This window comes from Cupriavidus necator A5-1 (assembly GCF_000744095.1).
GTDB classification, from domain to species: domain Bacteria; phylum Pseudomonadota; class Gammaproteobacteria; order Burkholderiales; family Burkholderiaceae; genus Cupriavidus; species Cupriavidus necator_A.
In genome coordinates this window covers 1,746,451-1,772,154 of sequence record NZ_JQLI01000001.1, presented here as the reverse complement: position 1 = coordinate 1,772,154, position 25,704 = coordinate 1,746,451, and the positions used below count along the sequence as shown (strand labels likewise).

25 protein-coding genes are annotated in these 25,704 nt (G+C 67.3%); 4 read left to right on the top strand and 21 right to left on the bottom strand.

Annotated elements, in window-relative coordinates; translation table 11 throughout:
- Positions 1–11 precede the first annotated feature (11 nt).
- From mdcH to K307_RS07730, 11 genes are all read right to left on the bottom strand, one after another.
- Positions 12–935: a malonate decarboxylase subunit epsilon gene (gene mdcH, locus K307_RS07780; RefSeq protein WP_042877455.1), complete on the bottom strand. Its 924-nt coding sequence runs from the start codon at positions 933–935 to the stop codon at positions 12–14.
- Positions 932–1,579: a malonate decarboxylase holo-ACP synthase gene (locus K307_RS07775; protein WP_042877454.1), complete on the bottom strand. Its 648-nt coding sequence runs from the start codon at positions 1,577–1,579 to the stop codon at positions 932–934. The genes mdcH and K307_RS07775 overlap by 4 nt, the downstream gene beginning before the upstream one ends.
- Positions 1,567–2,403: a biotin-independent malonate decarboxylase subunit gamma gene (gene mdcE / locus K307_RS07770; RefSeq protein ID WP_051974753.1), complete on the bottom strand. Its 837-nt coding sequence runs from the start codon at positions 2,401–2,403 to the stop codon at positions 1,567–1,569. The genes K307_RS07775 and mdcE overlap by 13 nt, the downstream gene beginning before the upstream one ends.
- Positions 2,400–3,251 (bottom strand): biotin-independent malonate decarboxylase subunit beta, encoded by an 852-nt coding sequence (locus K307_RS07765; RefSeq protein ID WP_042877453.1) that lies wholly within the window; start codon positions 3,249–3,251, stop codon positions 2,400–2,402. The genes mdcE and K307_RS07765 overlap by 4 nt, the downstream gene beginning before the upstream one ends.
- Positions 3,248–3,568 (bottom strand): malonate decarboxylase subunit delta, encoded by a 321-nt coding sequence (locus tag K307_RS07760; protein WP_042877452.1) that lies wholly within the window; start codon positions 3,566–3,568, stop codon positions 3,248–3,250. The genes K307_RS07765 and K307_RS07760 overlap by 4 nt, the downstream gene beginning before the upstream one ends.
- Complete coding sequence (locus K307_RS07755; protein WP_051974752.1) at positions 3,568–4,497, bottom strand: triphosphoribosyl-dephospho-CoA synthase; 930 nt, start codon at positions 4,495–4,497, stop codon at positions 3,568–3,570. Before K307_RS07755 ends, K307_RS07760 begins: the two co-directional genes overlap by 1 nt.
- Positions 4,497–6,155, bottom strand: a complete 1,659-nt coding sequence (gene mdcA, locus K307_RS07750) for a malonate decarboxylase subunit alpha (RefSeq protein WP_042877451.1) — start codon at positions 6,153–6,155, stop codon at positions 4,497–4,499. Before mdcA ends, K307_RS07755 begins: the two co-directional genes overlap by 1 nt.
- 135 nt (positions 6,156–6,290) lie before the next feature.
- A complete protein-coding gene (locus K307_RS07745; RefSeq protein ID WP_042877450.1) occupies positions 6,291–7,208 on the bottom strand; it encodes a LysR substrate-binding domain-containing protein in 918 nt (305 codons plus the stop codon).
- 64 nt (positions 7,209–7,272) lie between these two features.
- A complete protein-coding gene (acs, locus tag K307_RS07740) occupies positions 7,273–9,255 on the bottom strand; it encodes an acetate--CoA ligase (RefSeq protein ID WP_042877449.1) in 1,983 nt (660 codons plus the stop codon).
- A gap of 33 nt (positions 9,256–9,288) precedes the next feature.
- Complete coding sequence (locus K307_RS07735; protein ID WP_042877448.1) at positions 9,289–10,695, bottom strand: SLC13 family permease; 1,407 nt, start codon at positions 10,693–10,695, stop codon at positions 9,289–9,291.
- 485 nt (positions 10,696–11,180) lie between these two features.
- Positions 11,181–12,125, bottom strand: coding sequence for a LysR family transcriptional regulator (locus K307_RS07730; protein WP_042877447.1), 945 nt, complete (start codon positions 12,123–12,125; stop codon positions 11,181–11,183).
- A gap of 102 nt (positions 12,126–12,227) precedes the next feature.
- On the opposite strand from K307_RS07730, the gene K307_RS07725 reads away from it, so the two are divergent.
- Positions 12,228–13,250, top strand: a complete 1,023-nt coding sequence (locus tag K307_RS07725) for an aldo/keto reductase (protein ID WP_042877446.1) — start codon at positions 12,228–12,230, stop codon at positions 13,248–13,250.
- 83 nt (positions 13,251–13,333) lie between these two features.
- On the opposite strand, the gene K307_RS07720 is transcribed toward K307_RS07725, so the two are convergent.
- Positions 13,334–13,684, bottom strand: a complete 351-nt coding sequence (locus K307_RS07720) for a MoaF-related domain-containing protein (protein WP_042877445.1) — start codon at positions 13,682–13,684, stop codon at positions 13,334–13,336.
- A gap of 133 nt (positions 13,685–13,817) precedes the next feature.
- A complete protein-coding gene (locus K307_RS07715; RefSeq protein WP_042877444.1) occupies positions 13,818–14,672 on the bottom strand; it encodes an amidohydrolase family protein in 855 nt (284 codons plus the stop codon).
- A 108-nt stretch (positions 14,673–14,780) separates the two neighbouring features.
- On the opposite strand from K307_RS07715, the gene K307_RS07710 reads away from it, so the two are divergent.
- From K307_RS07710 to K307_RS07700, 3 genes are read left to right on the top strand one after another with little or no spacing between them, the layout of a single operon-like run.
- The gene (locus K307_RS07710; RefSeq protein WP_042877443.1) at positions 14,781–15,530 is read left to right on the top strand and encodes a GntR family transcriptional regulator; all 750 of its coding nucleotides are present in this window, start codon (positions 14,781–14,783) and stop codon (positions 15,528–15,530) included.
- Between the two features lie 27 nt (positions 15,531–15,557).
- Positions 15,558–16,541, top strand: a complete 984-nt coding sequence (locus K307_RS07705) for a tripartite tricarboxylate transporter substrate binding protein (RefSeq protein WP_042877441.1) — start codon at positions 15,558–15,560, stop codon at positions 16,539–16,541.
- 51 nt (positions 16,542–16,592) lie between these two features.
- Positions 16,593–17,582: a Bug family tripartite tricarboxylate transporter substrate binding protein gene (locus tag K307_RS07700; RefSeq protein WP_042877439.1), complete on the top strand. Its 990-nt coding sequence runs from the start codon at positions 16,593–16,595 to the stop codon at positions 17,580–17,582.
- 280 nt (positions 17,583–17,862) lie between these two features.
- Here the strand turns inward: K307_RS07700 and K307_RS07695 are convergent, their stop codons facing one another.
- The 8 genes from K307_RS07695 to K307_RS07660 form a co-directional block, all read right to left on the bottom strand.
- Positions 17,863–19,293: an aldehyde dehydrogenase family protein gene (locus K307_RS07695; protein WP_042877438.1), complete on the bottom strand. Its 1,431-nt coding sequence runs from the start codon at positions 19,291–19,293 to the stop codon at positions 17,863–17,865.
- A 113-nt stretch (positions 19,294–19,406) separates the two neighbouring features.
- A complete protein-coding gene (locus tag K307_RS07690; protein WP_042877437.1) occupies positions 19,407–20,321 on the bottom strand; it encodes a LysR family transcriptional regulator in 915 nt (304 codons plus the stop codon).
- 16 nt (positions 20,322–20,337) lie between these two features.
- The gene (fdxA, locus tag K307_RS07685; protein ID WP_042877436.1) at positions 20,338–20,694 is read right to left on the bottom strand and encodes a ferredoxin; all 357 of its coding nucleotides are present in this window, start codon (positions 20,692–20,694) and stop codon (positions 20,338–20,340) included.
- The gene (locus K307_RS07680) at positions 20,694–21,467 is read right to left on the bottom strand and encodes an enoyl-CoA hydratase-related protein (RefSeq protein ID WP_042877435.1); all 774 of its coding nucleotides are present in this window, start codon (positions 21,465–21,467) and stop codon (positions 20,694–20,696) included. The genes fdxA and K307_RS07680 overlap by 1 nt, the downstream gene beginning before the upstream one ends.
- Positions 21,464–22,630 (bottom strand): CaiB/BaiF CoA transferase family protein, encoded by a 1,167-nt coding sequence (locus K307_RS07675; protein ID WP_230625581.1) that lies wholly within the window; start codon positions 22,628–22,630, stop codon positions 21,464–21,466. The genes K307_RS07680 and K307_RS07675 overlap by 4 nt, the downstream gene beginning before the upstream one ends.
- Positions 22,631–22,650: 20 nt before the next feature.
- Positions 22,651–24,036: an FAD-dependent oxidoreductase gene (locus K307_RS07670; protein WP_042877433.1), complete on the bottom strand. Its 1,386-nt coding sequence runs from the start codon at positions 24,034–24,036 to the stop codon at positions 22,651–22,653.
- A 34-nt stretch (positions 24,037–24,070) separates the two neighbouring features.
- The gene (locus K307_RS07665; RefSeq protein WP_042877431.1) at positions 24,071–24,910 is read right to left on the bottom strand and encodes an ABC transporter permease; all 840 of its coding nucleotides are present in this window, start codon (positions 24,908–24,910) and stop codon (positions 24,071–24,073) included.
- Entirely contained in the window at positions 24,910–25,704 is a 795-nt protein-coding gene (locus K307_RS07660) for an ABC transporter ATP-binding protein (protein WP_042877429.1), read from the bottom strand. Before K307_RS07660 ends, K307_RS07665 begins: the two co-directional genes overlap by 1 nt.

The window sequence follows — 25,704 nt, the reverse complement described above, 5'->3', positions numbered from 1 at the left end:
CCCGGAGACCCTTAGCCCTCGCGCCGCATGATCGCCGCGATCGAATCCACGCGGGTCCGGTCGCAGGCCAGCGCCATGCCGTCGGCAAACACCGGCTGCGCCAGCCGTGTCAGCACGTCGCCCGGCGGCGCTTCCACCACCAGCCTCGCACCATTGGCACGGACCAGCAGCATGGTTTCATGCCAGCGCACAGGGGTGGCCATGTTCTGCGCGAGGTCCTCGGCGATCTTGCGGGGATCGCGCAGTTCGCGTGCCTTGCTGGCGCTGAAGTAGCGCAGCGTGGGCGGCGACTGCGGTACGTTTTGCATGGCATCGCCCAGTGTCTGCGCCGCGGCATCGAGCAACGAACAGTGCGACGGGACGTGGATGGCCACGGGCTTTGCAGCCTGCGCACCGGCCGCGAGGGCAAGCGCCGATACTTCCGCCAGTGCCGACAGCTTTCCGGCGATCACGATCTGCGTCGGCGCATTGAAGTTGGCCAGGTACACCGGATGCTGCGGCGAGCAGACTTGCGCGACCAGCGGTTCGAGCCGGCTTCGGTCCAGGCCGATGATCGCCGTCATGCCGTAGCCCTGTGGATAGGCCTGTGCCATCAGTTCGCCGCGCAACCGCACCAGCCTGAGCGCATCGGCGAAAGACAGCACCCCTGCGGTCACCGCTGCCGCGTAGGCGCCGATGGACAGGCCGGCAACTGCGTCGGCGCTGGCGTCGTGCGCGGCCAGGCAGCGCGTCATCGCCACGCCGGCGGTCAGCAGGCATAGCTGGGTCCAGACCGTGGATTGCAGGCTTGCCGGCGAATCCATCTCCGCCACCGCGACCTGCAGCACCTCCTCCGCTTCAGCCAGCACCGCTGCGACCGCCGGATGCGCCGGCAGGTCCTTCAGCATGCCGGGGCGCTGCGCGCCCTGGCCGGGGAAGGTGAACAGGATGTTCATGGCGCGGGTTGCCAGGGATCGACGGTCATCCTCGGGCCGTGAGCAGTCTTCAGCAGCACCTTGCCGCCGCTGCGCAGCCGCTCCAGCAACGAGAAGCCGCCGAATGGCGTCGCGACCTGGATGTCGATCCTGGCCGGCGCGGCGCGCTGCAGTTCGGCAAGCAGTTCCACATGCCGGGCTGGCAGCGGCTGCGCAGCTTGCACAACGAGGTCGAGGTCGCTGTCGGCATGCAGCACGTTTTGCGCACAGGCAAGCGAGAAGCCTGCACTGCCGGTCACGCCCCAGCGGATACCCGCCGCGTCGAGCCGGTCGGCGATGGCCTCGAGCGCGACGATGGCCGGCAGTGTCGCCAGCTCCGGCCGGTGGCGCCATGCGCGCTGCGCGGCCAGATCCATCGGCGTGACGACCTTGCAGATCGCCGAGGGCGCGACCCAGGTGCCATAGCGTTCCGAGCGCGTGCGGCCGCGCAGCCCGACGGGAATCTCACCGATGCGGCAGCCATCGCGACGCACCACCACCGGCGTCTCGCGCAGCGCTGTCAGCGAGACCCAGTCCGGCAAGGCATCCCGGTCGAGGCTGGCAGCAGGATCGGCCAGCCAGACCAGGTCATGCGGTGCCGGCGTGGCGGCGTTCAGGCCTGCCATTGGCGCGACAGGCAGGCGCGCACGTCGGCCGACGCCTTGCGGTTGGCCCCCGCGCGCCGGCCCGACAGGTCGCGCGTCGGGTCGCGGCGGATGTCCGCCAGCGCGGACAGGATCGTGTCGCGGGCCAGGTGCACATCCCCCTCCAACGGTTCGCTGGCCGATTCCACGTCGATCAGCCGCCACAGGATGCCCAGCGTGGCGAAGTTCAGGATGTCGTAGGCCATCGGCGGCACGGTCGACGCCAGCGCTTCCAGGTCCTCGACCGTGCGCATGGTGATCCTGGCGGCGGCCTCCTTGCCCATCGCATGCACCAGCACGCCCTTGTCATCGAGCGCGATGATGCGGTTGGCCTGGTAGCCGTGCGCAAGGAAGGCTCCCGACATGGCGCGCCCGACGATCAGCGCCACCACCGGATGACCGGCCAGGCGCGCATCGGCATAGGCGGCGACGGCGCCGGCGAGCGACTGGTGGATGCCAAACGCCTCTTCACGCCGGCCATACGCCTGGCTGGGCGTATCGACGATCGCCACGATCGCGCGCTTGACCGGCGCGTTGCGATCCGCTTCGATCACCTCGCGCACCGCGCGCGCCAGCGACCAGCCTTCAAGCAGGCCGGCCTCCCCGTTGCGAGCGCGCGGGAACCTGCTGGCCGCATCCGGCACGAGCGCGATCCACCGGACCGCCACGTCCGCCAGTTCGCCGTCCGCCACTGCCACAGAGTCCGGGAAGCCCGGCAGGTACGACGCCGTCGGCGCCAGCGCCTGCAGCCACCGTGCGCCGCGGCTGATCTGGCGTTCAGGCGCGGGATGGAGTTGTGCGTTCATGCGTCGTTCTCCCGTTGAAACAGGTCTTGCACCCCCGCCGGTGTCGGCTGGACGCTGGCGTCATACTCTTGCAGCGCGGCCAGGTACAGCGCGTAGCGCTCGCTGCGATGGCTGGCGGCAACGGGGCCGCGCACCAGTGTGGCGACTTCGCTGCGCATGGCGTCGCAGTCGTCATCGACGTAAACATCCGCAAAGCCGCTGGCAACGCGCTGCGTGCCGCCGGTAAAGCTCCAGATAAAGGGCCGGTCGCGCGAGTCATACTCGGCAATGCCCGCCTCCTGCTCGATCACGGCCGGGCCGTTCAGGCCCAGGCGCCCTTCCTGCGTCATCACCAGCGTGGTACACAGCCCGGCGGCGATCGACATGCCGCCAAAGCACCCCACCTGCCCCGCGATCACGCCCAGCACAGGCTGGTAGCGCCGCAGGTCGACGATCGCGGCGTGGATATCGGCAATTGCGGCGAGGCCCAGATTGGCTTCCTGCAGGCGCACGCCGCCGGTCTCCAGCAGCAGCACCGCGCGCGTCGGTTCGCCGCGGCGGTTGTCCTCGGCCGCGAGCTCGAGCGCGCCGGCGATCTTGGCGCCGCCGACTTCGCCGAGGCTGCCGCCCTGGAACGCGCCTTCGATCGCCAGCACCACCACCGGCATCCCGTCGATGCGCCCCTTGGCAACCACCACGCCATCATCGCTCTGGGGCACCACGCCCTGCGGCGGCAGCCATGGCGATTGCAGGCCGTCGAACGGGCCGGCCAGTTCGCGGAAGGTGCCCGCATCGAGCAGCACGCGCGCACGCTCGCGTGCCCCTAGTTCGATAAAGCTGTTGCGCGCCAGCAGCTCCTCGGTGCTCATGACGCCTCTCCTGGTTGCTGTGCGCCGCCCAGTGCCTCAAAGGCTTCGGCCAGGCGCATGCCGACCACGCCCGGCGTCGCGCCGAAATCGTGGATGCGGATCTGCATCGACGCCCGCGGCTCGGCGGCAAAGACGCGCGAAAGCTGCGCATCCCAGACGCGGCTATAGCCATTGATCGAGGTGGTGACCTCCACTGTGGTCACGCCGCCGCTGCCGGGCTCGACCAGCACCTCGAGGTCGCCGGACCCCACTACGCCGACCAGCACGCGCCCAGTGGCAGGCTGCCCTGCCGGAAATTCAAATCGAAGTTGTTCCATCACAGTCCCCTGAAGTCGTGCCCGTCGGCATCGTCGTCGTGCGACAGCCGGTCCAAAAAGATGGTGGCGGCCAGCAGGTCCGCCGCGCCACCCGGTGAGGCGCGCTGCGCCAGCATGCCGGCGTCCAGGCTGCGCAGGTGGCGCCGTCCGGCCACCGTGCCCGCGCCACCGGCGGCGAGCACCGCCTTCGCGCCGGCCTGCATGTAGCCCAGGCCCTTGTGCCCAGACCTCGCCAGCACGCAGGTATCGTCCAACTCGCTCATCAGCGCCAGCAGCGCGTTCAGGCGTGCCGTGGATTCGCTGTCGCCGCGCGCGCGGCTGCATTGCAATGCCGGCAGTGCCAGCCGCATCACGTGCGGGAAGCCGGCGCGTGCCTGGGCCCGCGCTCCACCAACCCCGTACGCCAGGCACGCGAGCTCGCCCTTGTTGCCGGTCACTACGGGCCGGTGCCGGTCCGGCAGCGCGGCAATGGCGCCGGCCGTCGCACTGATCGCGGCGGCACTGGCACGCTGCCCGGCAGCGCTGACGTGTCCTGCGGCGCCGACCAGCAAGCCGATGCACCAGATCGCGCCGCGATGCGTGTTGACGCCGCCGGTGGCAGACAGCATCACGGCCTCGGCCTCGCGGCCGAGTGCGCCCAGCCGTTCGCGCAGCCCATACGCAACGCGCGGCGCCTGCAGGCCGGCATCGGCCATCGCCACGAACGATGATTCCAGCGACTGCGCGGAGTGCAGCATCAGCGGCAACGTCAGGTCGGTATGCGCACCGCTGCCGCGGCTGTCGACCAGGCCGGGCTTGGGCGACAGGCGTGCTTCCTCGACGATCGCGCTGACGGCCAGGCCAGCCAGCGCCTGGGCGCGGGTGGAGGCCGCAGGCTGATGCCGGTGCTGTGCCGGCGTATGAAGGATCCTTGCTGCTGCGCTCGCCATTACCAGCTCCGGAAGCGAGCCGGCGGCGCGTACAGCCCGCCGGACCAGTCCACCAGGTCGACCATGCTCTTTGCCGCCAGCAGGCTGCGCGTGGCCTGGCTGCGCTGCACGCCCAGGTCTTCAGGCAGCGCGATCAGGCCGTCGCTACGCATGCGGCGCGTCGTGGCGGGGTCATGCTTCATGCCGATCGGCGTGACGCCGGCCACCGCGGCGATCATCCGGCGCCGTTCTTCCAGCGATTGCGCCTTGTACAGGTAGGCAATGCCTTCCTCGGTCAGCACGTGCGTGACGTCGTCGCCGTAGATCATCACCGGCGCCAGCGGCATGCCGCTTTCGCGCGCGACGTCGACCGCGTCCATCGATTCCACAAAGGTGGGCTTGCCGCCCGCCTGGAAGGTCTCGACCATCTGCACCACCAGCTTGCGGCCACGCGCCAGCGGATCGTCGGTCTCGATCAGGTCCAGCCAGGCCGGCGTCGGGTGCCGGCGCCCGCCCGGGTTGTGGCCCATGTTGGGCGCGCCGCCAAAGCCCGACAGGCGCCCGCGCGTCACCGTGGACGAGTGGCCATCGCCGTCGATCTGCAGGGTCGAGCCGATGAAGAGGTCCACCGCGTATTGGCCGGCAAGCTGGCAGAAGGCGCGGTTCGAACGCATCGAGCCATCCGCACCGGTGAAGAACACATCCGGCCGCGCCGCGACATAGGCCTCCATGCCCAGTTCGCTGCCGAAGCTGTGTACGCTCTCGACCCAGCCGGTCTCGATGGCGGGGATCAGCGTCGGGTGCGGGTTGAGGGTCCAGTACTTGCAGATCTTGCCCTTCAGCCCCAGCGACTCGCCGTAGGTCGGCAGGATCAGTTCGATCGCCGCGGTGTTGAAGCCGATGCCATGGTTGAGCGACTGCACCTGGTGGCGCTCGTAGATGCCGCGGATCGCCATCATCGCCATCAGCACGTGGACCGGCTTGATCAGGCGCGGATCGCGTGTGAACAGCGGCTCGCAGAAGAAGGGCTTGTCGGCCTGCACCACGTAGTCGATCCAGGAGCCTGGCACGTCCACGCGCGGCAGGCCGGCGGGGTCGTCGACGATCTCGTTGACCTGCGCAATGACCAGCCCGTCGCGGAAGGCGGCGGCCTCGATCAGTGCCGGCGTGTCCTCGGTGCTGGGGCCGGTGTAGAGATTGCCGTCGCGATCGGCCTTGTAGCCGGCGATCAGCACGACGTTGGGGACCAGGTCCACATACAGCCGTGCATAGAGCTCGATATAGGTGTGGATCGCGCCGACTTCGAGCTGCCCGTCTTCCAGGAACTGCGAGATGCGGATGCTCTGCGCGCCGGCGTAGGAGAAGTCAAGCTTGCGCGCGATGCCGCGCTCGAACAAATCCAGGTGCTCGACCCGGCTGACGCTGGGGATGATCATATGCAGCGCGCTCACGCGCGCGGGATCGACCTGCGCCAGCGAGCGCGACAGGAAGTCAGCCTGCTTCTGGTTGTTGCCCTCGAGCACCACGCGGTCGCCCGGAAGCAGCACGGCTTCCAGGAAGGGCACGATATCGCTGGTCGGGACCAGCTTGCCCTGCGCGATCGCGGCGGCATTCTGCTTGCGGCGCGCCTTGGCTTCCCTGCGGGTGTTCCATTGGCGGCCCGTGCTGGTGGTGGTCATCGCATCTCCGGCTGACGTCTGTCTGATGGGTCCACCTTAAACAGGGGGAAGCCACCGAACAATCACGCCGGGGGGAGAACCGTTACGCTGGCCGGAAGCGAGGCCAGCAGCAAGGCTGGAAGCGGCCCCGGCGCCCTATTGGTCCGTCTCGCGCATGGCCATGCGGCACACCGCGGCCAGCGCCAGCAGGTTGGGATCGCGTTCGCGGCGGCGCAGGAAGCTGAGGCCGATGGTCTGCTTGATGTCGTACTCGCCGGTCAGTGGCACGAACGCCACGTTGCGCGAATACACGCCCCGGACCCGGCCAGGCAGCAGCGTGCAGCCAATGCCGCCGCCCACCAGGTTCATCAGCGAAAAGATATCGCCCACCTTCATGACGAGATTCGGCGTGAACTCCGCGATCCGGAACGCCTCGACAAATCCATGATAGGTGACGAAACCCTCGCTCAGCGCGACAAAAGGTTCGTCGCGGCAGGCGCGCAGGTCGACCGCCGGCATCGACGCATAAGGCGAGTTGGCCGGCGCCGCAAAGAAGATATCGTCCTCGAACAGCGGGATCGATTCGATATCCGGGTCCGGCTCGGGCACCGCCATCAGCGTGGCGTCGATCGAGCCCTGCTTGAGCTTCTGCAGCAGGTCCGCATTGGAGCCCAGCACCAGCTCGGTCTGCAGCTCCGGGCGCCGCAGCTTCAGCCCGATCACGATCTTGGGCACGGTCTGGACCGTCAGCGAATAGAGCGAGCCGATCTTGAGCTGGTCGGCCGAATAGCCGGCGGCCTCGCGCGTGGCACGGATGCCGTCGGCCATGGCCTTGAGCACTTCCCTTGCCGTATCCGCCAGCACATAGGCCGCATCGGTCGGGATCAGGTTGCGGCCCTCATGCCGGAACAGCGCGCAGCTCGTGCCCTCTTCCAGCGAATGCAGCGCACGGTGCACGCTGACCGTGCTGGTGTCCAGAATCTCGGCCGCCTTGGCCAGGTTGCCAGACTCCATGAACGCCAGCAGGGCTTCGAGTTTGCGGAAGGTGATCTCTTCGCCAATGCGGATTCTCATGGTTCTGGGCTCGGGTGTGGGGGCGGCCTCCTATCTTAGCCGCGTGGCGGCCAGTTCGCATGGACTAGCTGGCCTGGCCGAGCTGCTCCAGGATCGCCGGGTTCTCCAGCGTCGAGGTGTCCTGCGTGATTTCCTCACCCTTGGCCAGCGACCGCAGCAGGCGCCGCATGATCTTGCCCGAGCGCGTCTTGGGCAGGTTGTCACCAAAGCGGATGTCCTTGGGCTTGGCGATCGGGCCGATTTCCTTGCCGACCCAGTTGCGCAGCTCGGTGGCGATCTTCACGGCCTCTTCGCCGGTCGGACGCGCGCGCTTGAGCACGACGAAGGCGCAGATGGCTTCGCCGGTCATGTCGTCCGGGCGGCCCACCACCGCGGCTTCGGCCACCAGCGAATTGGCCACCAGCGCCGACTCGATCTCCATCGTGCCCATGCGGTGGCCCGACACGTTCAGCACGTCGTCGATGCGGCCCATGATGGTGAAGTAGCCGGTGTCCTTGTCGCGGATCGAGCCGTCGCCGGCCAGGTAGAGATTGCCGCCCAGTTCCTCGGGGAAGTAGCTCTTCTTGAACCGTTCCGGATCGCCCCAGATGGTGCGGATCATCGCCGGCCACGGGCGCTTGACCACCAGGATGCCGCCGTTGCCGTTGGGCAGGTCATGGCCGGTCTCGTCGACGATGGCGGCCATGATGCCCGGCAGCGGCAGCGTGCACGAGCCCGGCACCAGCGGCGTCGCGCCCGGCAGCGGCGTGATCATGTGGCCGCCGGTTTCGGTCTGCCAGAAGGTATCGACGATCGGGCAGCGCTCGTTGCCGATGTTCTTGTAGTACCACATCCAGGCTTCCGGGTTGATCGGCTCGCCCACGGTGCCGAGCAGGCGCAGGCTGGACAGGTCGTATTGCTTCGGATGGATCTTTTCGTCGGCCTCGGCGGCCTTGATCAGCGAGCGGATCGCGGTCGGCGCGGTGTAGAAGATGCTGACCTTGTGGCGCGCGATCATGTCCCAGAAGCGGCCGGCGTTGGGGTACGTGGGCACGCCTTCGAACACCACCTGGGTGGCGCCAGCGGCCAGCGGGCCGTAGGCGATATAGGTATGGCCGGTGACCCAGCCGATGTCGGCGGTACACCAGAACAGGTCGTCGGGCTTGATGTCGAAGGTCCACTTCATCGTCATCAGCGCCCACAGCAGGTAGCCGCCGGTGCTGTGCTGCACGCCCTTGGGCTTGCCGGTGGAGCCGGAGGTGTAGAGCACGAACAGCGGATGCTCGGCGCTCACCGGCTCGGCTTCGCAAGTGTCCGGCTGGCCGGCGCTGACGTCTTCCATCCAGAGGTCGCGGCCTTCGGTCCAGGGCACGTTGCCGCCGGTGCGGCGATAGACCACCACGTGCTCGACGGCCTCGCAGCTGCCCAGCTCCAGTGCGTCATCGGCGATGGCCTTCAGCGGCAGCGCCTTGCCGCCGCGCATCTGCTCGTCGGCGGTGATCAGCGCCACCGCGCCGACGTCGACCAGCCGCTCCTGCAGCGACTTGGCCGAGAAACCGCCGAACACCACCGAGTGCGTGGCGCCCAAGCGCGCGCAGGCCTGCATCGCGACCACGCCCTCGACCGACATCGGCATATAGATCACGACACGGTCGCCCTTCTTGATGCCAAGCGACTTCAGGCCGTTGGCGAAGCGGCACACCTTGCCATGCAGCTCGCGGTAGGTCACGCGGCTGACGGTGCCGTCGTCGGCCTCGAACACGATCGCGACCTTGTCGGCATTGCCGTTCTGCAGGTTGCGGTCCAGGCAGTTGTACGACGCGTTGAGCTCACCGTCCTCGAACCACTTGTAGAACGGCGCGTTGCTCTCGTCCAGCACCTTGGTGAAGGGCTTGTTCCAGTGCAGCAGTTCGCGCGCGTGGCGGGCCCAGAAGCCCTCATAGTCGCGCTCGGCTTCGTCGCACAGCCCCTGGTAAGCGGCGAGGTCGGGGATGGCAGCCGGCCTGGCCGGGGATTGCACAGGCACAATGGCCTGCGGCGCCTGCATGGTGGATTCGAGCAATTTCATGGTTTCGAGTCTGTGTAGGCGATGGAAGGGAACTCAGAGCACCACAAAGATGAACCACAGCACGACCGGCGCAATCACGGTCACCAGCGCGCCATAGATCATCAGCTTGCGGAAGAAGGCCTGCCGGTCCACGCCCTGTGCGTTGGCCAGTACCAGCGCACCGTTGGTCGAGAACGGGCTCACATCCACGATGGTCGAAGACACCGCCATTGCCGCGATAAAGCCGATCGCGCTGACGTCGGAGCCTTGCTGCAGGAACGGCACGGCAAGCGGGATCAGCGAGCCCAGCACCGCGGTCGACGACGCAAACGCCGACACCACCGCACCCACGAAGCACAGCAGCAGCGCCGCCATCAGCGGCGAGGTCAGGTGGGCAACGCTGTGGCCGACGAAATCGATCGTGCCCATCTTGTCCATCACGCCCACGTACGTGCTGACGCCGACGATCAGCATGATCTCGGGCCACGACACCTGGCTCAGCGCGCGCTTCTGCAGCTCCGGCGCCATCAGCGTGAGCAGCAGCGCAATGCTCAGCGAGACGAAGCCGATATCGAGCTTGAAGTAGAGCGTCAGCACGGCCAGTGCCACCAGGCCGGCCACGGTCAGGTACTGGTAGAGACCGGCCGGCGCCTCGGCGGTGCCGGCGGCATCGCCCTCGAGCATCGATCCGCGGTCGCGTGCCATCGTCTTCCGCTCTTCCATGCCGGCCTCGGCCTCGGCATCGCCATAGATCTGCGCGCCCTGTGCCGGCACGGTGTGTGCGCCGAAGGGATGGCCCATGGCCAGCACACCGTCGGCAGCCGCCTGCGGCGCTGCCGCCGCCGGCGCCGATTGCCGCATCAGGCGCAGGCCGCCGAATGCGACGAACAGGCCCGCGGCCACGGCAAGGTTGACACCCAGGCTGGCAAAGGCCGTCGCCATCTCGTTCAGCGGCAGCCCCGCCTTCTGCACGATCTTGTTGGTGATGCCACCGTAGATGCTGATCGGCGAAAAGCCGCCGCCCTGCGCACCGTGGATCACCATCAGCCCCATCAGCAGCGGGTTGATGCCGTAGCGCGCGGCAAAGCCCAGCGCGATCGGCGCGATGATCGCCACCGCTGCCGGGCTGACCGCGCCGACCGAGGTCAGCACCGCGGCGATCATGAACATGATCCACGGGATCGCCGCGATCCGGCCGCCCACGGCGCGCACCGCGAGCCGCACCAGCCAGTCGATGGTGCCGTTGTTCTGCGCCACGGCGAACAGGTAAGTGATGCCGACCAGCGTCAGGAACAGGTCCGCGGGGAAGCCGGCCAGGATAGCCTTGGCCGGCATGGCGGCAACCAGGGTGCCGACCAGGAACGCGCCGACGAAGGCCAGCGCGCCCATATTGATGGGCAGGACCGTGGCGATGACGAACATCAGCGCGAGGACAGAGATGGAAATCAGGTGTTGCGACATAGCGGCTCCGTCGCGGAAAGCGCGCAGGGGCGCCCGCCGCTTGGTGGGTAAAGCGAAGGAAGGGCTTTGGCAGGGAGAATTGCCGGGAACGCGGGACGCCCCGGGGCGGCCGCTACGGCGAGGGGTGGGTGCTGTGGATGGTCACGTCAGTCTCCTGGGATAGCGCGAGACGGCCCGCAGGCGCATCGCGCGGGCCGGTCGTCATTTCAGCTTTGCTGTTATGGGACCAACGATAAGAAGACGGGGAAGAAGCGTCAATTAAGCCGCGGCGCGGATCCTTACGGAAATCGGAACTGGCCGGGCCGATGCAGGGTGCGAACTCCGCTAGCCAGCTGGCTACGTAGGTAGAAACCCTGATGCCGCTCTGCGCAGCGGCATGGCATACGCTGCGCTCGCGGGCACCTCCGTCACTGCCTGCGTGCCGCCATTCCGTCGGCCAGCGCCTTCAGGCCACCCTCGTAGAGATTCTGGAAGGCGCAGCCCCCTCACGCCGCAGCCGGTGTCAGGCGCGGATAGGCCGGCGTGCCCGCGAGCGCGTCGGCACTCGTGACCAGCAGCGTCTTGCGGAAGATCTCCACCAGTGGGCGCAGGTTGACCTTGTGCCAGGCGGCCCACAGTGGCGTGCGGTACGTGAACCACGACAGGTCATGCAGCACCACGCCGCCCGGTGCCTGGTGGCGCAGGCTCTGCTGGATCATGGTCACGCCGAGCCCGGCGGCAACCAACCCGAGCGCGGCCAGTGGCTCCGTGGCCTCCATGGTGATCGCGGGCGTGAAGCCGGCACGCGCGCAGGCGGCAATGAAGGGGTCATGCCCCAGCGCGTTCTCCTTGTGCATCACGCCAATCCACTTCTGCGCGGCCAGGTCTTCGGGCGTCAATTGCCCGGCCGCTGCGAGCGGGTGGCCCTCCGGCACTGCGAGCAACATCGGATCGTTGAGCACCTGCGCGGAATCGAGGTCGGGATCGTCCGGCGCGGGCGACTCGCAGACCAGCGCGATATCCAGGCTGCGCTGGCGCAAGCCCTCGATCTGCGCGGCCGAGTTGTAATTGTAGAGGGCAATGTGGACCGCCGGCCGCTCGGCGCGCAAAGCGCGCAGCGCATTGGGCAGCACGCCGGAGTGCATCGCGTATTCGAGGTAGCCGATGCACAGCCCGCCCTCGTCGCCCCTGCCCAGGCGCCGCGCCAGCGATTCGAGCCGGTTGGCGTGAGTCAGGAAGGCCTTGGTCTCGGCCAGGAAGGTGCGTCCGTCGGTCGTCAGGCGGATGCGCTGCTGGGAGCGCTCGAACAGCGTCAGCCCGAGCTTTTCTTCAAGTTGGGCGATCTGCCGGCTCAACGGGGACTGAGAAATATGCAGGCGCTCGGCGGCCCGGCCCACGTGCTCGTCCTCGGCCACTGCGACGAAATAGTGAAGTTGTCGTATCTCCATCATTTGAGACTCCGCAGGACTTAACTTCAGCAAATTATGTCTTAGACAGACTTAAGTTACCACCCTAGACTTGGCTTCACCGACCCTTACGTTATGGAGCAAGACATGAGCATCAAGGACAAACTGCCCGCCGGCACCCGGCTCGGATTCGGCACCGCGCCGCTGGGCAATATGTTCCGCGACATCCCGGAAGCGGAAGCCGAGGCCACCGTGGAAGCTGCGTGGGGCCACGGCATCCGCTACTTCGACACCGCCCCGTTCTACGGCGCCGGCCTGTCCGAGATCCGGCTGGGCCGGATCCTCGCCAGCCACGACCGCAAGGACTACGTGCTGAGCACCAAGGTCGGCCGCGTGATCCTGGATGAAGTCGAGGACGTCAGCGCGCGCGACCTTGGCGAGAAGGCCGGCGTATTCGCTTCGGGCCGGCCCAACAAGATCGTCAACGACTACAGCGCCGACGGCACCATGCGCTCGTTCGAGGACAGCCTCAAGCGGCTGGATACCGATCACATCGACATCGTGTGGATCCACGACATCGCGCAGGACTTCTATGGCGACGAATGGCTCGCGCAGTTCGAGATCGCACGCAAGGGCGCGTTCCGCGTGCTGACCCGGCTGCGCGAGGAAGGCGTCATCAAGGCCTGGGGCCTCGGCGTCAACCGCGTCGAGCCGATCGAGCTGACGCTCGACCTGGACGAGCCGCAGCCGGACGGCTTCCTGCTGGCGGGCCGCTACACGCTGCTCGACCATGGCCGCGCGCTGCAGCGCGTGATGCCGGCCGCGGCAGAACGCAAGACCGAGATCGTGGTGGGCGGGCCCTACAGCTCCGGCATCCTCGCCGGTGGCGCGCACTTCGAATACCAGAAGGCGCCGCCCGAGATCATCGCCAGGGTGGAGCGCATCAAGGCGCTCGCGCAACGCCACGGCATCAGCGTCAAGGCGGCGGCACTGCAGTTCTCGCTGGCTCATCCGACGGTCGCCGCGGTGATCCCGGGCGCCAGCCGCCCCGAGCGGATCGCCGAAGACCAGGCAGCGCTGGCCGAGTCGATCCCCGCGGATTTCTGGCGCGAGCTGCGCGCGCAAGGGCTCGTCGCGCCCGACGCACCGCTTCCCATCGACCAGGCCTGACGCCGCGCCGGCGTGATGCCGGCATGCACAACCGCCGCGGCCCGACGCGGTCACGGCGGTGTGGGCCCTTTTTTGCCGACGCCTCAGCCAGCGCCGGCCCCGCCATCCTGCAGCAGCACCAGCGGCCCTTGCATGCGCACGAACTGCAGGTCCGGCGTGGTAAAGAACGCCTGCGACTGGCCGCGCGCAAAGTCATCGACATGGACCACCGTGGCGCCGTTGGCCTCCTGCCACGAGATCACGTAGATACCTTCTGCAACCTGGCGCCATTCGCACGCCGCCGCGCCGCTCGCGCCTGCATAAGGGCCGGAGACGATGGCGTAGCGCAGCGAGCGGCCATCGTCGGCATAGATGTTGTGGGCGGACAAGCCGCCGTAGTCCACGCGGTAGCTGCGGCCGGCGAAGGGCGGCCTGGATGCTGCGAACGGCTTCATTGGGCATCTCCTGTTCTGGTCGAGCAAACAGCAGGCATTGTGGGCGGGACATTCCTTGTGAAATAGCCTTCGACGCGCGAATGATATTTGCGCTGATCAAGAATAGGAGCGATCCCTGCGCGGGCTTGCGACCCTACGGTTCCACCACAAACCCATACAGCGCCGCCGCATTCTTCCACCGGAACGAATCGGCCAGCGCCTCACGCGGCATCTCCCCGATACCCGGCAATGATGCGTCAGGCCACCCGGACAAGGCCTCGCATTCCCCTGCCCGCGCCGGCCCTTCATGATTGGTCCACGGCCAGTCGCTGCCCCACAGCAGCCTGTCCGCCCCCGCGACGTCGAGCCACTTCCGCGCCAGCAGCCGCCAGTCCCGCGGTGCCACCAGGCGGTAAGGCGCGCTGAACTTCACCCATACCTGCCGACGCTCGCGCACCGCGGCGGCTACGTCGAAGATCGCGTCCGCGGTACCCGCCGCGCCTGGCCGGCCGAAATGGTCGAGCACGACCGGTACGCTGGTGTCGCCCAGTGCGGCATCCAGTTGCGCCAGCACCATGCCGCCATCGCCGTTGTCGGTATGAAGTTCGATATGCCAGCCCAAGCCGGCGATGCGCGCGAACAGCGCGCGCCACGGCGCGGTGGTAATGCGCTGCCAGTCGGGATCGCGGTACAGGTTCAGCCGGATGCCGCGCACGCCGGCGTCATGCAGTTCGCGCAGCGCATCCTCCGACACGCCCGGATCCACCACCGCGACGCCCCGCAGGCGCGCGCGCATGGCACGCAGTGCGGCAAGCAGTGCTGCATTGTCGGTGCCGAGGAAGCTGGTCTGCACCACCACGCCATAGGGATCGCCCAAGGTCGCGACGAGATCGTGCCAGTCCCGCAGCGTGGCCGCATACGGCGGGCGATAGCGGGCCGAGGGTGCGGCCACGCCCGCGTCGAACACATGGAAGTGGCAGTCCACCACCGGCAATGCACTTTTGCTCATCTGTCTTCCCTTCAGTGCCCCGCGGGTAATCCCGGATATGGGATCGGGGTCCGCGTCAGTATTCTAGTCCTCTAGAGGACATCGCCATCAATTTAGCACGGCCCGGACATGCGAGACAACGACCTTTCCCTGACGACAGCGGCCACCGCGGGAGTGAGCCGATATGGCCAGATCGCGGCCGAGCTGCAGGCCAGGATCGTCTCCGGCGACTGGCCGCCGGGCGAGGCGATCCCGGCCGAAGGCGTGCTGGCCAAGGAGTTCGGCATTGCGCTAGGAACGATCCGCCAGGCGATTGCCGTGCTCGTGCAGCACGGCCTGCTGGAGCGCGTGCAGGGCAAGGGCACCTTCGTGCGCAAGGGCCTGACCGGTGGCAGCCTGATGCGCTTCTTCCGCTTCGGCGGCGCCGAAGCGGTGACGGCCGTGCCCCGCTCGGAGATCCTGTCGTGCCGTTCCGTGCGCCTGGACAAGGTCATGGCCGAGCGCTTCGAACTGCCCGCCGGCGCGCGCGGCCTGGCGATCTCGCGCCGCCGCTGGCTGGAGGACAAGCCCCGCCTGCTGGAATCGATCTGGCTGCCGCTGCCGCGCTGCGAGGCGCTGCAGCAACTGCCGGTGGCGCAGTGGGGCGACCTGCTCTATCCGCTGCTGGGCAGCCAGTGCGGCATCACCGTGCATCGCGCCGTCGATGAAGTGACCTTCCGCACGCTGGCGGCGGACGAGGCCTCGCTGCTCGAACTGCCGGATGCCCATCCTTGCGCAGTGGTGACACGGCGCGCCTTTGACTTGCGTGGAACCTGCATCGAGTACCGGCTGACCCGGGGCGATGCCTACGCCTTTCGCTATACCGCGGACATCCGATAGCAAGTCCGCACCCGAGGAGACTGATTCATGCAAAGCATCAAGGCGATGGCCATGGCCATTGGCGCCGGCGTCCTGCTGCAGCCGGCACTGGCACAGGCTGCCGACACGGCGGCATCCTGGCCGTCGCGTCCCATCACCATCGTGGTCACGTATCCCCCGGGCGGCGGTGCCGACCTGATGGCGCGGCTGATTGCCCCCGGCCTGGGCCGCGAACTCGGCCAGTCGGTGATCGTGGAGAACCGGCCAGGCGCCGGCGGGCAGATCGGCGCGGCCTATGTCGCCAAGGCGGCGCCGGACGGCTACACGCTGATGGTCGATGCGTCGTCCTATGCCGTAAATCCGAGCCTCTATCCCAAGCTGCCCTACGATCCGGGCAAGGCCTTCAAGCCTGTCGGCGTGCTGGCGCGCTATCCCAACGTACTGGTCGCCACAGCAAACTTCCCCGCCACCAAGGTCAGCGACGTACTGGCGATGGCGAAGCAGAAGCCAGGCTCGGTCGCGTTCGCGTCTTCCGGCAACGGCTCCGCGCAGCACCTCGCGGGCGTGCTGTTCGAGCAGCGCGCCGGCGTGGACCTGCTGCACGTGCCCTACAAGGGCGGCGGCCCGGCCATGACCGACGTCATCGCTGGACAGGTGCCGCTGTTCTTCGCCAACGTCGCCTCCAGCCTGCAGCACATCAAGGCCGGCAAGCTCAAGCCGCTGGCAGTGACCAGCCACAGCCGCACCAGCGCACTGCCGGGCGTACCGACGATGCAGGAAGCCGGCGTGGCAGGCTACGAAGTCTACGAATGGAATGCCGCCTTCCTGCCGGCGGCAACGCCCGAGCCGATTGCCGGCAAGCTTGCCGATGCGCTGCAGAAAGTCATGAACAGCCCGGAGATCAAACAGCGTGTGACCGAGTTGGGTGGCGAGATAGTGGCCGCTCCGCCCGCGCAGGCGCGCCAGTTCATCGACGGACAGACCAAACTGTGGGCCAAGGTCATCAAGGATGGCAACGTCAAGCCCGAGTAATGACCCGTTCCCTTCCCTCGCGATAACTACCCGAAATTCCCGGAGACTCAGATGACCGACATCGATCCCATCCGCCGCCATTTACTCAAAGCCTCCGCCGCGCTCGGCGCATGCGCACTGGCGCCATCGCTGGTGCGCGCCCAGGCCTGGCCGGCCAAGCCGATCCGCCTGGTGGTGCCGTTCGCACCGGGCGGCAGCTCGGAGATCGTTGCACGCTCCACCGCGGCGGAGCTGACCAAGCTGCTCGGCGTGTCGGTGTTCGTCGAGAACAAGCCGGGTGCCGCAGGCAATATCGCCATGGGGGAAGTCGCGCGCGCCGAGGACAACCACACGCTGATCCTGGGACACATCGGCACGCTGGCGGTCAACCCGTTCATCTTCCCCAAGCTGCCGTACGACCCGATCAAGGACTTCCGCCCCATCTCGCTGCTGTCCAAGGTGCCGAGCCTGTATGTGGTCCATCCCGACGTGCCGGCGAAGAACCTGAAGGAGTTCGTCGCGCTCGCCAAGAGCAAGCCCGGCAAGCTGAATTACGGCTCGGCCGGCAACGGCAGCGCCGGCCATCTCGCGTTCGAATACCTGAAGGCCGCGACCGGCACCTTTATCACCCACGTGCCGTATCGCGGCAGCGGCCCGCAGATCACCGACCTGCTCTCCGGCCGGCTGGATGCCGCAGCAGTGGGCGCGCCGGCGATCCTTCAGTTCATCAAGGCGGGCAAGGTGCGCTGCATCGCCACGGGCACGACCCAACGCATCCCGCAGCTGCCGGAGGTGCCAACCGTGGCGGAGCAGGGCTATGCCAATTTCGAGATGACGCAATGGTACGGGCTGCTCGCGCCCGCATCGCTGCCGCAGGCTGCCGCGGACAAGCTGGCCGATGCCACTATCAAGGCGGTGAAGAGCCCGACGTCGGTCGAGCGGCTCAGCGGCGACGCGGCCATTGTCGTCGGCAATACGCCTGCGGAGTTCGCGAAGTTCATCGCGCAGGAACAGCAGCGCTGGAAGCCGATCATCGCGCGGGCGGGGATCAAGCCGGATTGATTTGGCGGGGGAATTGCACTGACAGGACGACAAGCCGCTGGAAGGCGGCTTCAGATCGCTGAACAGGCCTGCCTGCTGCCGGTTTGCTCCCCTCTCCCGCTTGCGGGAGAGGGGCCGGGGGAGAGGGCAGGCGCTGGCATACCGACGTGCCGTAATTCGTGGAAGCTCCGGCCCTCTCCCCCACCCCTCTCCCCCACCCCTCTCCCACGACGTGGGAGAGGGGTGCGTTCACCAGGGGTGGCGGCTTGCGTTTGACGCACTGGCGCATCAACGCTGACGCTCAGCCCGCCACGTAGGCCGTTTTCACCGTTGTATAGAACTCGGCCGCGTAGCTACCTTGCTCGCGCGGACCCAGGCTGGAGCCCTTGCGACCACCGAATGGCACGTGGTAGTCAACGCCCGCGGTGGGCACATTGACCATTACCATGCCGGCCTGCGCATGCCGCTTGAAGTGCTGCACGTGCTTGAGCGAGGTGGAGCAGATGCCAGTGGCAAGGCCGAACTCGGTGTCGTTGGCAAGCTCGAGTGCATGCTCATAATCCCTGGCCGGGATCACGGCCGCAACCGGCCCGAAGATTTCTTCGCGGCAGATGCGCATCTCGTTGCTGCAATCGGCAAAAATGGCCGGCGTCAGATAGTGGCCCTGCGTAGCACGCGTCACCGTCTCGCCGCCGCACACCAGGCGGGCGCCTTCCTCCTGCCCGATGGCGAGATAGCGCAAGTCCTGCTCGAGCTGGTCGGCGCTGGCCACGGGGCCGATATCGGTGCCGACGGTGAGCGCATGGCCGATCCTGAGCGCCGCCGTGCGCTCCTGCATGCGCTTGATGAAGCGCGCGTAAATGCCTTCCTCCACGATAAGCCGGCTCGATGCCGTGCAACGCTGGCCGGTGGAAAAGAACGCGCTCTGCACCGCGCATTCGACCGCCACCTCCAGGTCGGCGTCATTGAGCACGACCATCGGGTTCTTTCCGCCCATCTCTAGCTGGACCTTGGCCAGTCGCTGCGCAGCGGCCTGCGCTACGCGGGTGCCGGTGGCAACCGAGCCGGTGAACGAAATCGCGTCGATGCGCTGGTCGTCAAGCATGGCCTGGCCGACTTGCGAGCCGCGGCCCATCACGAGGTTGAATGCACCCGCGGGCAACCCCGCTCGGCTGATGATTTCCGCCAGCGCCCAGGCACAGCCCGGCACCAGTTCCGCCGGCTTGAACACCACTGCGTTGCCAAACGCCAGCGCGGGGGCGATCTTCCAGGCCGGGATGGCCATCGGGAAGTTCCACGGCGCGATGATCCCGACCGTGCCCACCGGCTCGCGCGTGACCTCGATCTCGACCCCGGGGCGTACCGAGGCCAGCTTGTCGCCACGCTGGCGCAGCGCTTCGCCAGCAAAGAACTTGAAGATATTGCCGGCGCGCGTGACCTCGCCGATGCCCTCCGGCAAGGTCTTGCCTTCCTCGCGCGACAGCAGCGCACCGAGTTCTTCGCGGCGCGCCAGGATCTCGCTGCCGATCTTGTCGAGCGCGTCGGCGCGTTGCTGCGGCGTGCTGCGTGCCCACAGCGGCGCGGCCGCGTGGGCGGCCGCGATGGCTTCGCCCGCCTGGGCGGCGTCAGCGTGGGCATAGTAGTCGATCACGTCGGCGGTGTCGGACGGATTGATATTGGCGACGCTGGCGACGCCCTCCAGCCATTGGCCGGCAATATAGTTGTGCTTCATTCGAAGTTTCGGATGGATGGATCGGACGAAAGCCGTCCCCCTCTCCCGTCTGCGCGGGAAAGGTGATGACAAGCTCTCGGACTGGATTGGCGTGCCGGATTGAGGTCCGGCGGTCAGGTATCGAGCAAGGACAACTCCACCTGCTTCAGGCGGTGCACGATGCCTCTGACGAACTCATGGGTGACGTTGGACAGCGCGCGCTGGGTCGGTACGATGATGCCAACTCTGAGCGCATTGATATTGGGCTCGTCGAACGGACGCCAGACCACTTCGCCCTTCTCGATTTCTTCGAGGAAGGCCAGCTTCGAGAAGAACGAAATGCCGCGCCCCGAGGCCACCAGCCGCTTGAGCAAGGTGGTCGAATTGCAGGTGACGCTGGGCGTCAGCAGCTCCCAAAACTCGGCAAACCTGGGCGACACCACGCCCTGGATCGGCGAGCGTCCCTCCAGGCGCAGGAAGGCATGGTTGCGGCAGTCGGCAAAGCTCAGGCGCTCCAGCCTGGCCAGGGGATGCGAGGAGGCCATCACCACGCCAGGAGGCAGCGCCACCTGCGCCACCACGTCCAGTCCCGCGGGCAGCTTGGCGACGAAGGTGACGCCGACATCGTATTCGCCGCCCAGCACCTTGGGCGCCACGTCCCACGGCGTGACCGCTGCGATGGCGTATGTCACCGCGGGGTAGAGTTCGGAGAAATCCTCCACCGCGGCGGGCAGGAAATCGACAAACAGCGAATCCATCGCCACCACCGACACGTGGCCCTTGCGCTCGTCCTTGAGTTCGTCGAGTTCGCTGCGCATCAGGTGGAAGTCGTTCAGCGTCGCGCGGATATGCTGCAGCATCCGCTCTCCCGCGGCATTCAGGCGGATGCCGTTGGGCAGGCGGTCGAACAGGTCAGTGCCCATTTCGGCTTCGAGCTTGAGGATCTGCCGGTTGACTGCGCTCGACGCGACGAAAAGATTCTGCGCAGCCTTGCGGATCGACCCGCAGCGGGCGACCTCGACAAAGTACTTCAGAATACTGGCGTGCATGTCCTGTTCTCTCGAATTACGATGCCGGCGCGATTGGATTACCGCCCGTCCTGGCCGGATACGCCACCACCAGCGGATGGTCACAAGCCAGCGGGCCGACATAGTCGGCGCCGCCGGGCGAACCGATGCCGCTCACCCCGCTGGCGAAGAAGTCGCGGTTGACATCGGCAAAAGCCGCCTCGGCCGGCGGCAGCTCCACATCTTCATAGATCGCTTCGGTCGGGCACACCGACACGCACACCCCGCAACTGATGCACTCGTCGGGGTGGATATAGAGGGTGCGCCCGCCTTCATAGATGCAATCGACCGGACAGCATTTTACGCAGGCGCCGTCCTTGACGTCGATGCAGCCCGAGGCAATGACGTAGGCCATCAGCAACCCCGCCACTGTGGCTTGCGTTTTTGCTGGAAGGCCAGCACGCCCTCGTGCGCGTCCTCGGACTGCAGCGCGGTCACCAGCGCCGGCAGGCGCAGCGCCTGGGCATCGGCGGGCGACAGCGTCGAGGTGCGCCGCACCACCTGCTTGATCGCCTGCTGCGACAGCGGCGCGCAGGCCAGCAGGGCATCGACCCAACGCTGCACCGCCGCATCCAGCCCAGCGCGCGGCACCACCTCGTTGATCAGGCCGATCTCGGCGGCTTCCCGTGCCGGCATGCGCTGTCCCGTGAGCAGCATCGCCATCGCCTTGCGGAAGGGGATCTGGCGCTGCAGCAAGGTCATGCCGCCGTCCAGCGGCATGCGCCCGACCAGGGCTTCCGGCAGGCCGAAGCTGGCCTCCTCGCAGGCCACCACGATATCGCAGCCCAGCACCATCTCGAAGCCGCCGCCGAGCGCAAAGCCGTTCACGCGGGCGATGACCGGAACATTCAGCGACTCGCGCAAGGCGATCCCGCCGAAGCCGCCGGGACGCGCCGCGCCCCAGTACTCCAGGCCGGTGGTGGAAGGGTTCTTCAGGTCGGCGCCGACGCAGAAGGCACGCTCGCCCTCACCGGTCAGTACCACCACGCGCACATCGCGGCGGCCTTCCAGCTCGGTCCAGATGCGCTGCAGTTCGGCCTCGGTGGCGAGGTCGATCGCATTGAGCACATCGGGGCGCGACAATGTCACCGTGGCGACGAAGTTCTCGACTTGCAGATGGACGCTCATGCTGCCTCCGCCTTTGCACCGGCCGGAGTCCGGGCCAGTTCGCCCAGCACCTCGTCGTTGTGCTGCCCCAGGCGCGGCGGCGCCCGGTGCAGGCTGACGCGCGCGCGGGACATGCTGATCGGGCTGCCGACAAACCTGACCGGCCGCCCTTCGCCCTGGCCTTCCAGCAGGATCTGGTTGTGCAGGGTCTGCGGGTCCACCAGCGCCTCGCGCAGGTCGCGTACCGGCGCGCACAGGATGTCCTGCGCTTCCAGGCGCGCCAGCCAGTGCTCGCGCGTATTGGCGGCAAAGCGCTCGCGCAGCATGGCCTGCAGCGTGGTCTTGTTGCGGAACTGCTGGTTCAGGTCGCAGTAGCGCGGATCGGCCGACAAGTCTTCGAGCTCCAGCGCGGCGCAGATGTCGCGCAGCGGATTTTCCTTGAAGGCGCCGACCATCACCAGTGGCCCGGTCTGGGTATCGAACACGCCGGACAGCGGCATGGCGGCCCAGTTGACCTCCGAATCCTCCATCATGATCATGGCCGCTTCCTGCATCTGCATGGCCAGCATGGAGTTGTACAGCGATACGCTGATCTTCTGCCCCTCGCCGGTACGGGCGCGGTGCAGCAGGGCCAGCAGCACGCCCTGCACCATGTGCATGCCGGCCGAGTAGTCGGCCAGCGCCGTCGGGTAGACCGAGATCGGCACCGATTCGTCAGCGCGGCGCGCCATGACGCCGCTGACGGCTTGCGCCAGCACATCCTGCCCGCCCTTGTGCGCGTAAGGCCCGCTCTCGCCGAAGCCGGTGCCGACGGCGTAGATGATGCGCGGGTTGAGTTCGCGGCAGGCCTCGTAGCCCAGGCCCATGCGCTCCATCACGCCAGCCCGGAAGTTGTTGACGACCACGTCCGCGCCGGCGATCAGCGTTTTCACGTGCGCCATCGCGGCCGGATCGCGCAGGTCGAGCGCAAGGCTGCGCTTGTTGCGGTTCAGGCTGCAGAAAATCGGGTTATCGGCGCCCGCCACCGGCTCGAAGGTCGAGCGGCTCAGGTCACCCGCGCCCTTGCGCTCGATCTTGATCACATCGGCGCCGTAGTCGGCCAGCGTCTGCGTGCACACGGGGCCCATCATGACCTGGGTGAAATCGATCACCCGGATACCCGTCAGCGGCATGTCTTGCTGCATATTCCCTGTCTCCATTTCGTTCATGCTGCCTGCGCCTGCGGGATATAAGCGGCCAGCGCCGGAATGTCGGCGTTGCGGCCTGCCTGGTTGCCGGGGTCGGCACCCTGGGCGCGCAAAGCCTTCTGCACGCTGCCTACGTCTACATTGCGCACCGACACGCCAGCATTGAGCGCCAGTGCCGCGGCGACGCCCGCGGCTTCGCCCATCGCCATGCAGGGAGGAATCTCGCGCGAGATCTTCTGTGCCTGCGATGTGGCCGAGTAGTGGCGGCCTGCCACCAGCAGGTTGTCGACCTGTTTGGGAAGCAGCACGCGATACGGCATGTAGTAGTCGCGGCCGCGCGCGATGCTGTCGTCAAAGCGCACGCGCTGCGCCACGTCCTCCTTGCTCATCACATACTCGCCCTCGAGCAGGCGGGTCTGGCGCACGCCCGTCTGCGGCGCGACGTCGATCACGAAACATTGTTCGAAGCCGGGCAGCTTGTCGCGCACGAACTCGACCACGGCGTGGATGTGCTGGCGCCCCTGGATCTCGGCGCGGGTCAGGTCTTCCGCCTTGAGGCCATCGATGCCGGCCATGTGCGGGCAGTTGCACCACACCACCCCGGGCAGCGGCGTCTTGAGCCACCACATGCCCCAGGAGCCGCCGAGGATGCGCTTGATCTGGCGATCGAGCTGCGCGTAGGCCTCCGGCTCTTCCTGCTCGAAGCGTTCGGCGGCTTCGGTATCGACCCCGCCAAGACGGAACACCGTAGTGGTGATATAGCTGCCGCCGATGTGCGGCGCGCCGGCCGAGGCGGCCACGTCCAGGTCGCCGGTGGCATCGATCACCACGTCGGCCAGGATGGCTTCGCGCCCGCTCTTGGTTTCGCAGATCACGCCCTTGACCTGTCCGTCTTCGACCAGGGTCTGCGAGAACCAGGAGTGCAGCCGCAGCTGGATACCCGCTTGCTGCACCATGTCAAGCGCAACGCGCTTGTAGGCGTCGGGATCGAAGGCTGCGGCAAAGCAGACCGGATGCGGTGTCTTCTGGCTGTGGAAGTCGAAGGTGCCCCAGCGGCCCCAGCGCCGGTATGCGGCGGGATCCTCGCCCCACTCGTTGGCGCGCGGGAACCTTGCCAGGCCCAGCGCGGCCATGCGCTCGATCATGGTCAGGCAGTTGCCGCGCACCGAGATTTCCTGCAGGTGGCTGTCCCACATATCGTCCAGCACCAGCACCATGCCGCCCGAAGCCAGGCCGCCCAGGTGGTTGTAGCGCTCGAGCAGGATGGTTTCAGCACCGTTGCGCGCAGCCGCCAGCGCGGCCGACAGGCCCGCCGGGCCGCCGCCCACCACCACCACATTGGCCTTGGCCGCGACGCGCACGTCTTGGGCCGGCTGGCGGATCCAGTCACTGATCTTGGTCATTGTTATCCTCGAAATTATTGTTGTGGTGCCGTGCTCAATGGGCGTTCTCGGGTTGCCACTTGATGAGCCAGCGCTCGATCGCCGCGATCACCAGGAAGAAGGTCCCGGACATCACCGCGCACATGACGATTGCCGCGTACAGCAGCGCGGAGTCGAACGCATAGGTGGCCTGGATGATCATGGCGCCGATGCCTGCGGTGGCGCCGATCCATTCACCGACCACCGCGCCGATCACCGACATCGACGCAGCGATGCGCAGTGCGGAAAACAGATAGGGAAGCGAGTTGAACAGGCGCAGCTTGAAGAAGATCTCGCGCTTGCTGGCCGACAACACCTGCATCAGCTCCAGCGACTGCGGATTGACCGCCTCCAGCCCGCGCACCATGTTCACCAGCGTGGGGAAGAAACACACGATGGCGGCGATGGTGATCTTCGGCTCGATGCCGTTGCCCATGATCAGCACCAGGATCGGCGCCTTGGCCACCACCGGGATGGAATTGATCATGACCGCGACCGGGTAGAAGATCTCCTGCAGCGTCTTGTTGTGGACAAAGACCGTTGCCAGCAGGATGGCAAGCAGGTTGCCCAGCAGGAAGCCGCCGAGCGCTTCGATGGCGGTGGGGATCAGGTTGTGCAGCAGCACGTCGCGCTTATCGAACAAGGTCTGCAGCACCAGGCCGGGAGATGGCGCGATGAAGGGCTTGATGTCGAAGCCCGCCACCACCGCCCACCAGGCGAATATCAGCCCGGCAATGCCCAGCGCGGGCATTGCACGCGCGCGCCAGATACGGCGGCGGCGGCTGGCGAACCAGGCGTCGGCTTCGGCGTCCGGGCCTACGCCTGGCAGGTCGAGCTTCATTTCCGATGCACTCATCAGCAGGTCTCCAGCACGCGCCGCAGGTGCGCGCTCAGTTGTACGAATTCAGGCGTCTCGCGGATATCGAGGGTGCGGTCCTCGGGCAGGGTGACCGGCACGATCTCCTTGACCCGGCCCGGATTGGCCGCCAGCAGCAGCACGCGCTGGCCGAGGAACGCGGCCTCGTAGATGCTGTGGGTCACGAACAGGATGGTCAGCCCCATTTCCCGCCAGACCCGGCGCAGTTCCTCGTTGAGCCGGTCGCGCGTGATCTCGTCGAGCGCGCCGAACGGCTCGTCCATCAGCAGCACTTTCGGATCGCTGACCAGCGCCCGGGCAATCGCCACGCGCTGGCGCATGCCGCCGGACATTTCGTGCGGGAACGCATCCTCGCGCCCCTTCAGGCCGACCAGTTCCAGCAGCTCGCGTGGCGTCGCGCGGCCGGCGCGCGCACGGCCGTTGGCAACCTCGAGTGGCAGCTCGACGTTCTGCAGCGCGGTGCGCCATGGCAGCAGTGCGGCGTCCTGGAACACGAAGCCGATGTCGCGCCGCGCCCGCGCCACCTGCGGCGCCGCGTCGAGCACGCGGATCTCGCCACGGCTTGGCTTGACCAGGTCGGCCACCACGCGCAAGAAGGTGGACTTGCCGCAGCCCGAAGGGCCGAGCAGCGTGAGGAACTCCCCGCTGGCCACGTCGAGGCTCAGGCCCGCAAGGGCGGTTGTGCTGCGGCGGTCGGTGAAGAAGCGGACGTTGATATCGCGGCAACTGATCGACAGCGGCACGCGCTCGGAATTGGATTGAGTAGCTAGCAT

Bases quoted from the DNA above. Each gene is read 5' to 3' on its own strand.
- acs (WP_042877449.1), bottom strand. From the start codon at position 9,255: ATGAAATTGCTCGAATCCACCATGCAGGCGCCGCAGGCCATTGTGCCT.
- K307_RS07755 (WP_051974752.1), bottom strand. From the start codon at position 4,497: ATGGCGAGCGCAGCAGCAAGGATCCTTCATACGCCGGCACAGCACCGG.
- K307_RS07775 (WP_042877454.1), bottom strand. From the start codon at position 1,579: ATGGCAGGCCTGAACGCCGCCACGCCGGCACCGCATGACCTGGTCTGG.
- K307_RS07670 (WP_042877433.1), bottom strand. From the start codon at position 24,036: ATGACCAAGATCAGTGACTGGATCCGCCAGCCGGCCCAAGACGTGCGC.
- K307_RS07715 (WP_042877444.1), bottom strand. From the start codon at position 14,672: ATGAGCAAAAGTGCATTGCCGGTGGTGGACTGCCACTTCCATGTGTTC.
- K307_RS07765 (WP_042877453.1), bottom strand. From the start codon at position 3,251: ATGAGCACCGAGGAGCTGCTGGCGCGCAACAGCTTTATCGAACTAGGG.
- K307_RS07680 (WP_042877435.1), bottom strand. From the start codon at position 21,467: ATGAGCGTCCATCTGCAAGTCGAGAACTTCGTCGCCACGGTGACATTG.
- K307_RS07665 (WP_042877431.1), bottom strand. From the start codon at position 24,910: ATGAGTGCATCGGAAATGAAGCTCGACCTGCCAGGCGTAGGCCCGGAC.
- K307_RS07720 (WP_042877445.1), bottom strand. From the start codon at position 13,684: ATGAAGCCGTTCGCAGCATCCAGGCCGCCCTTCGCCGGCCGCAGCTAC.
- K307_RS07690 (WP_042877437.1), bottom strand. From the start codon at position 20,321: ATGCACGCCAGTATTCTGAAGTACTTTGTCGAGGTCGCCCGCTGCGGG.
- K307_RS07660 (WP_042877429.1), bottom strand. From the start codon at position 25,704: ATGCTAGCTACTCAATCCAATTCCGAGCGCGTGCCGCTGTCGATCAGT.
- K307_RS07735 (WP_042877448.1), bottom strand. From the start codon at position 10,695: ATGTCGCAACACCTGATTTCCATCTCTGTCCTCGCGCTGATGTTCGTC.
- mdcE (WP_051974753.1), bottom strand. From the start codon at position 2,403: ATGAACGCACAACTCCATCCCGCGCCTGAACGCCAGATCAGCCGCGGC.
- K307_RS07710 (WP_042877443.1), top strand. From the start codon at position 14,781: ATGCGAGACAACGACCTTTCCCTGACGACAGCGGCCACCGCGGGAGTG.
- K307_RS07725 (WP_042877446.1), top strand. From the start codon at position 12,228: ATGAGCATCAAGGACAAACTGCCCGCCGGCACCCGGCTCGGATTCGGC.
- K307_RS07760 (WP_042877452.1), bottom strand. From the start codon at position 3,568: ATGGAACAACTTCGATTTGAATTTCCGGCAGGGCAGCCTGCCACTGGG.
- K307_RS07675 (WP_230625581.1), bottom strand. From the start codon at position 22,630: ATGCAGCAAGACATGCCGCTGACGGGTATCCGGGTGATCGATTTCACC.
- K307_RS07705 (WP_042877441.1), top strand. From the start codon at position 15,558: ATGCAAAGCATCAAGGCGATGGCCATGGCCATTGGCGCCGGCGTCCTG.
- K307_RS07695 (WP_042877438.1), bottom strand. From the start codon at position 19,293: ATGAAGCACAACTATATTGCCGGCCAATGGCTGGAGGGCGTCGCCAGC.
- fdxA (WP_042877436.1), bottom strand. From the start codon at position 20,694: ATGGCCTACGTCATTGCCTCGGGCTGCATCGACGTCAAGGACGGCGCC.
- mdcA (WP_042877451.1), bottom strand. From the start codon at position 6,155: ATGACCACCACCAGCACGGGCCGCCAATGGAACACCCGCAGGGAAGCC.
- K307_RS07730 (WP_042877447.1), bottom strand. From the start codon at position 12,125: ATGATGGAGATACGACAACTTCACTATTTCGTCGCAGTGGCCGAGGAC.
- mdcH (WP_042877455.1), bottom strand. From the start codon at position 935: ATGAACATCCTGTTCACCTTCCCCGGCCAGGGCGCGCAGCGCCCCGGC.
- K307_RS07700 (WP_042877439.1), top strand. From the start codon at position 16,593: ATGACCGACATCGATCCCATCCGCCGCCATTTACTCAAAGCCTCCGCC.
- K307_RS07745 (WP_042877450.1), bottom strand. From the start codon at position 7,208: ATGAGAATCCGCATTGGCGAAGAGATCACCTTCCGCAAACTCGAAGCC.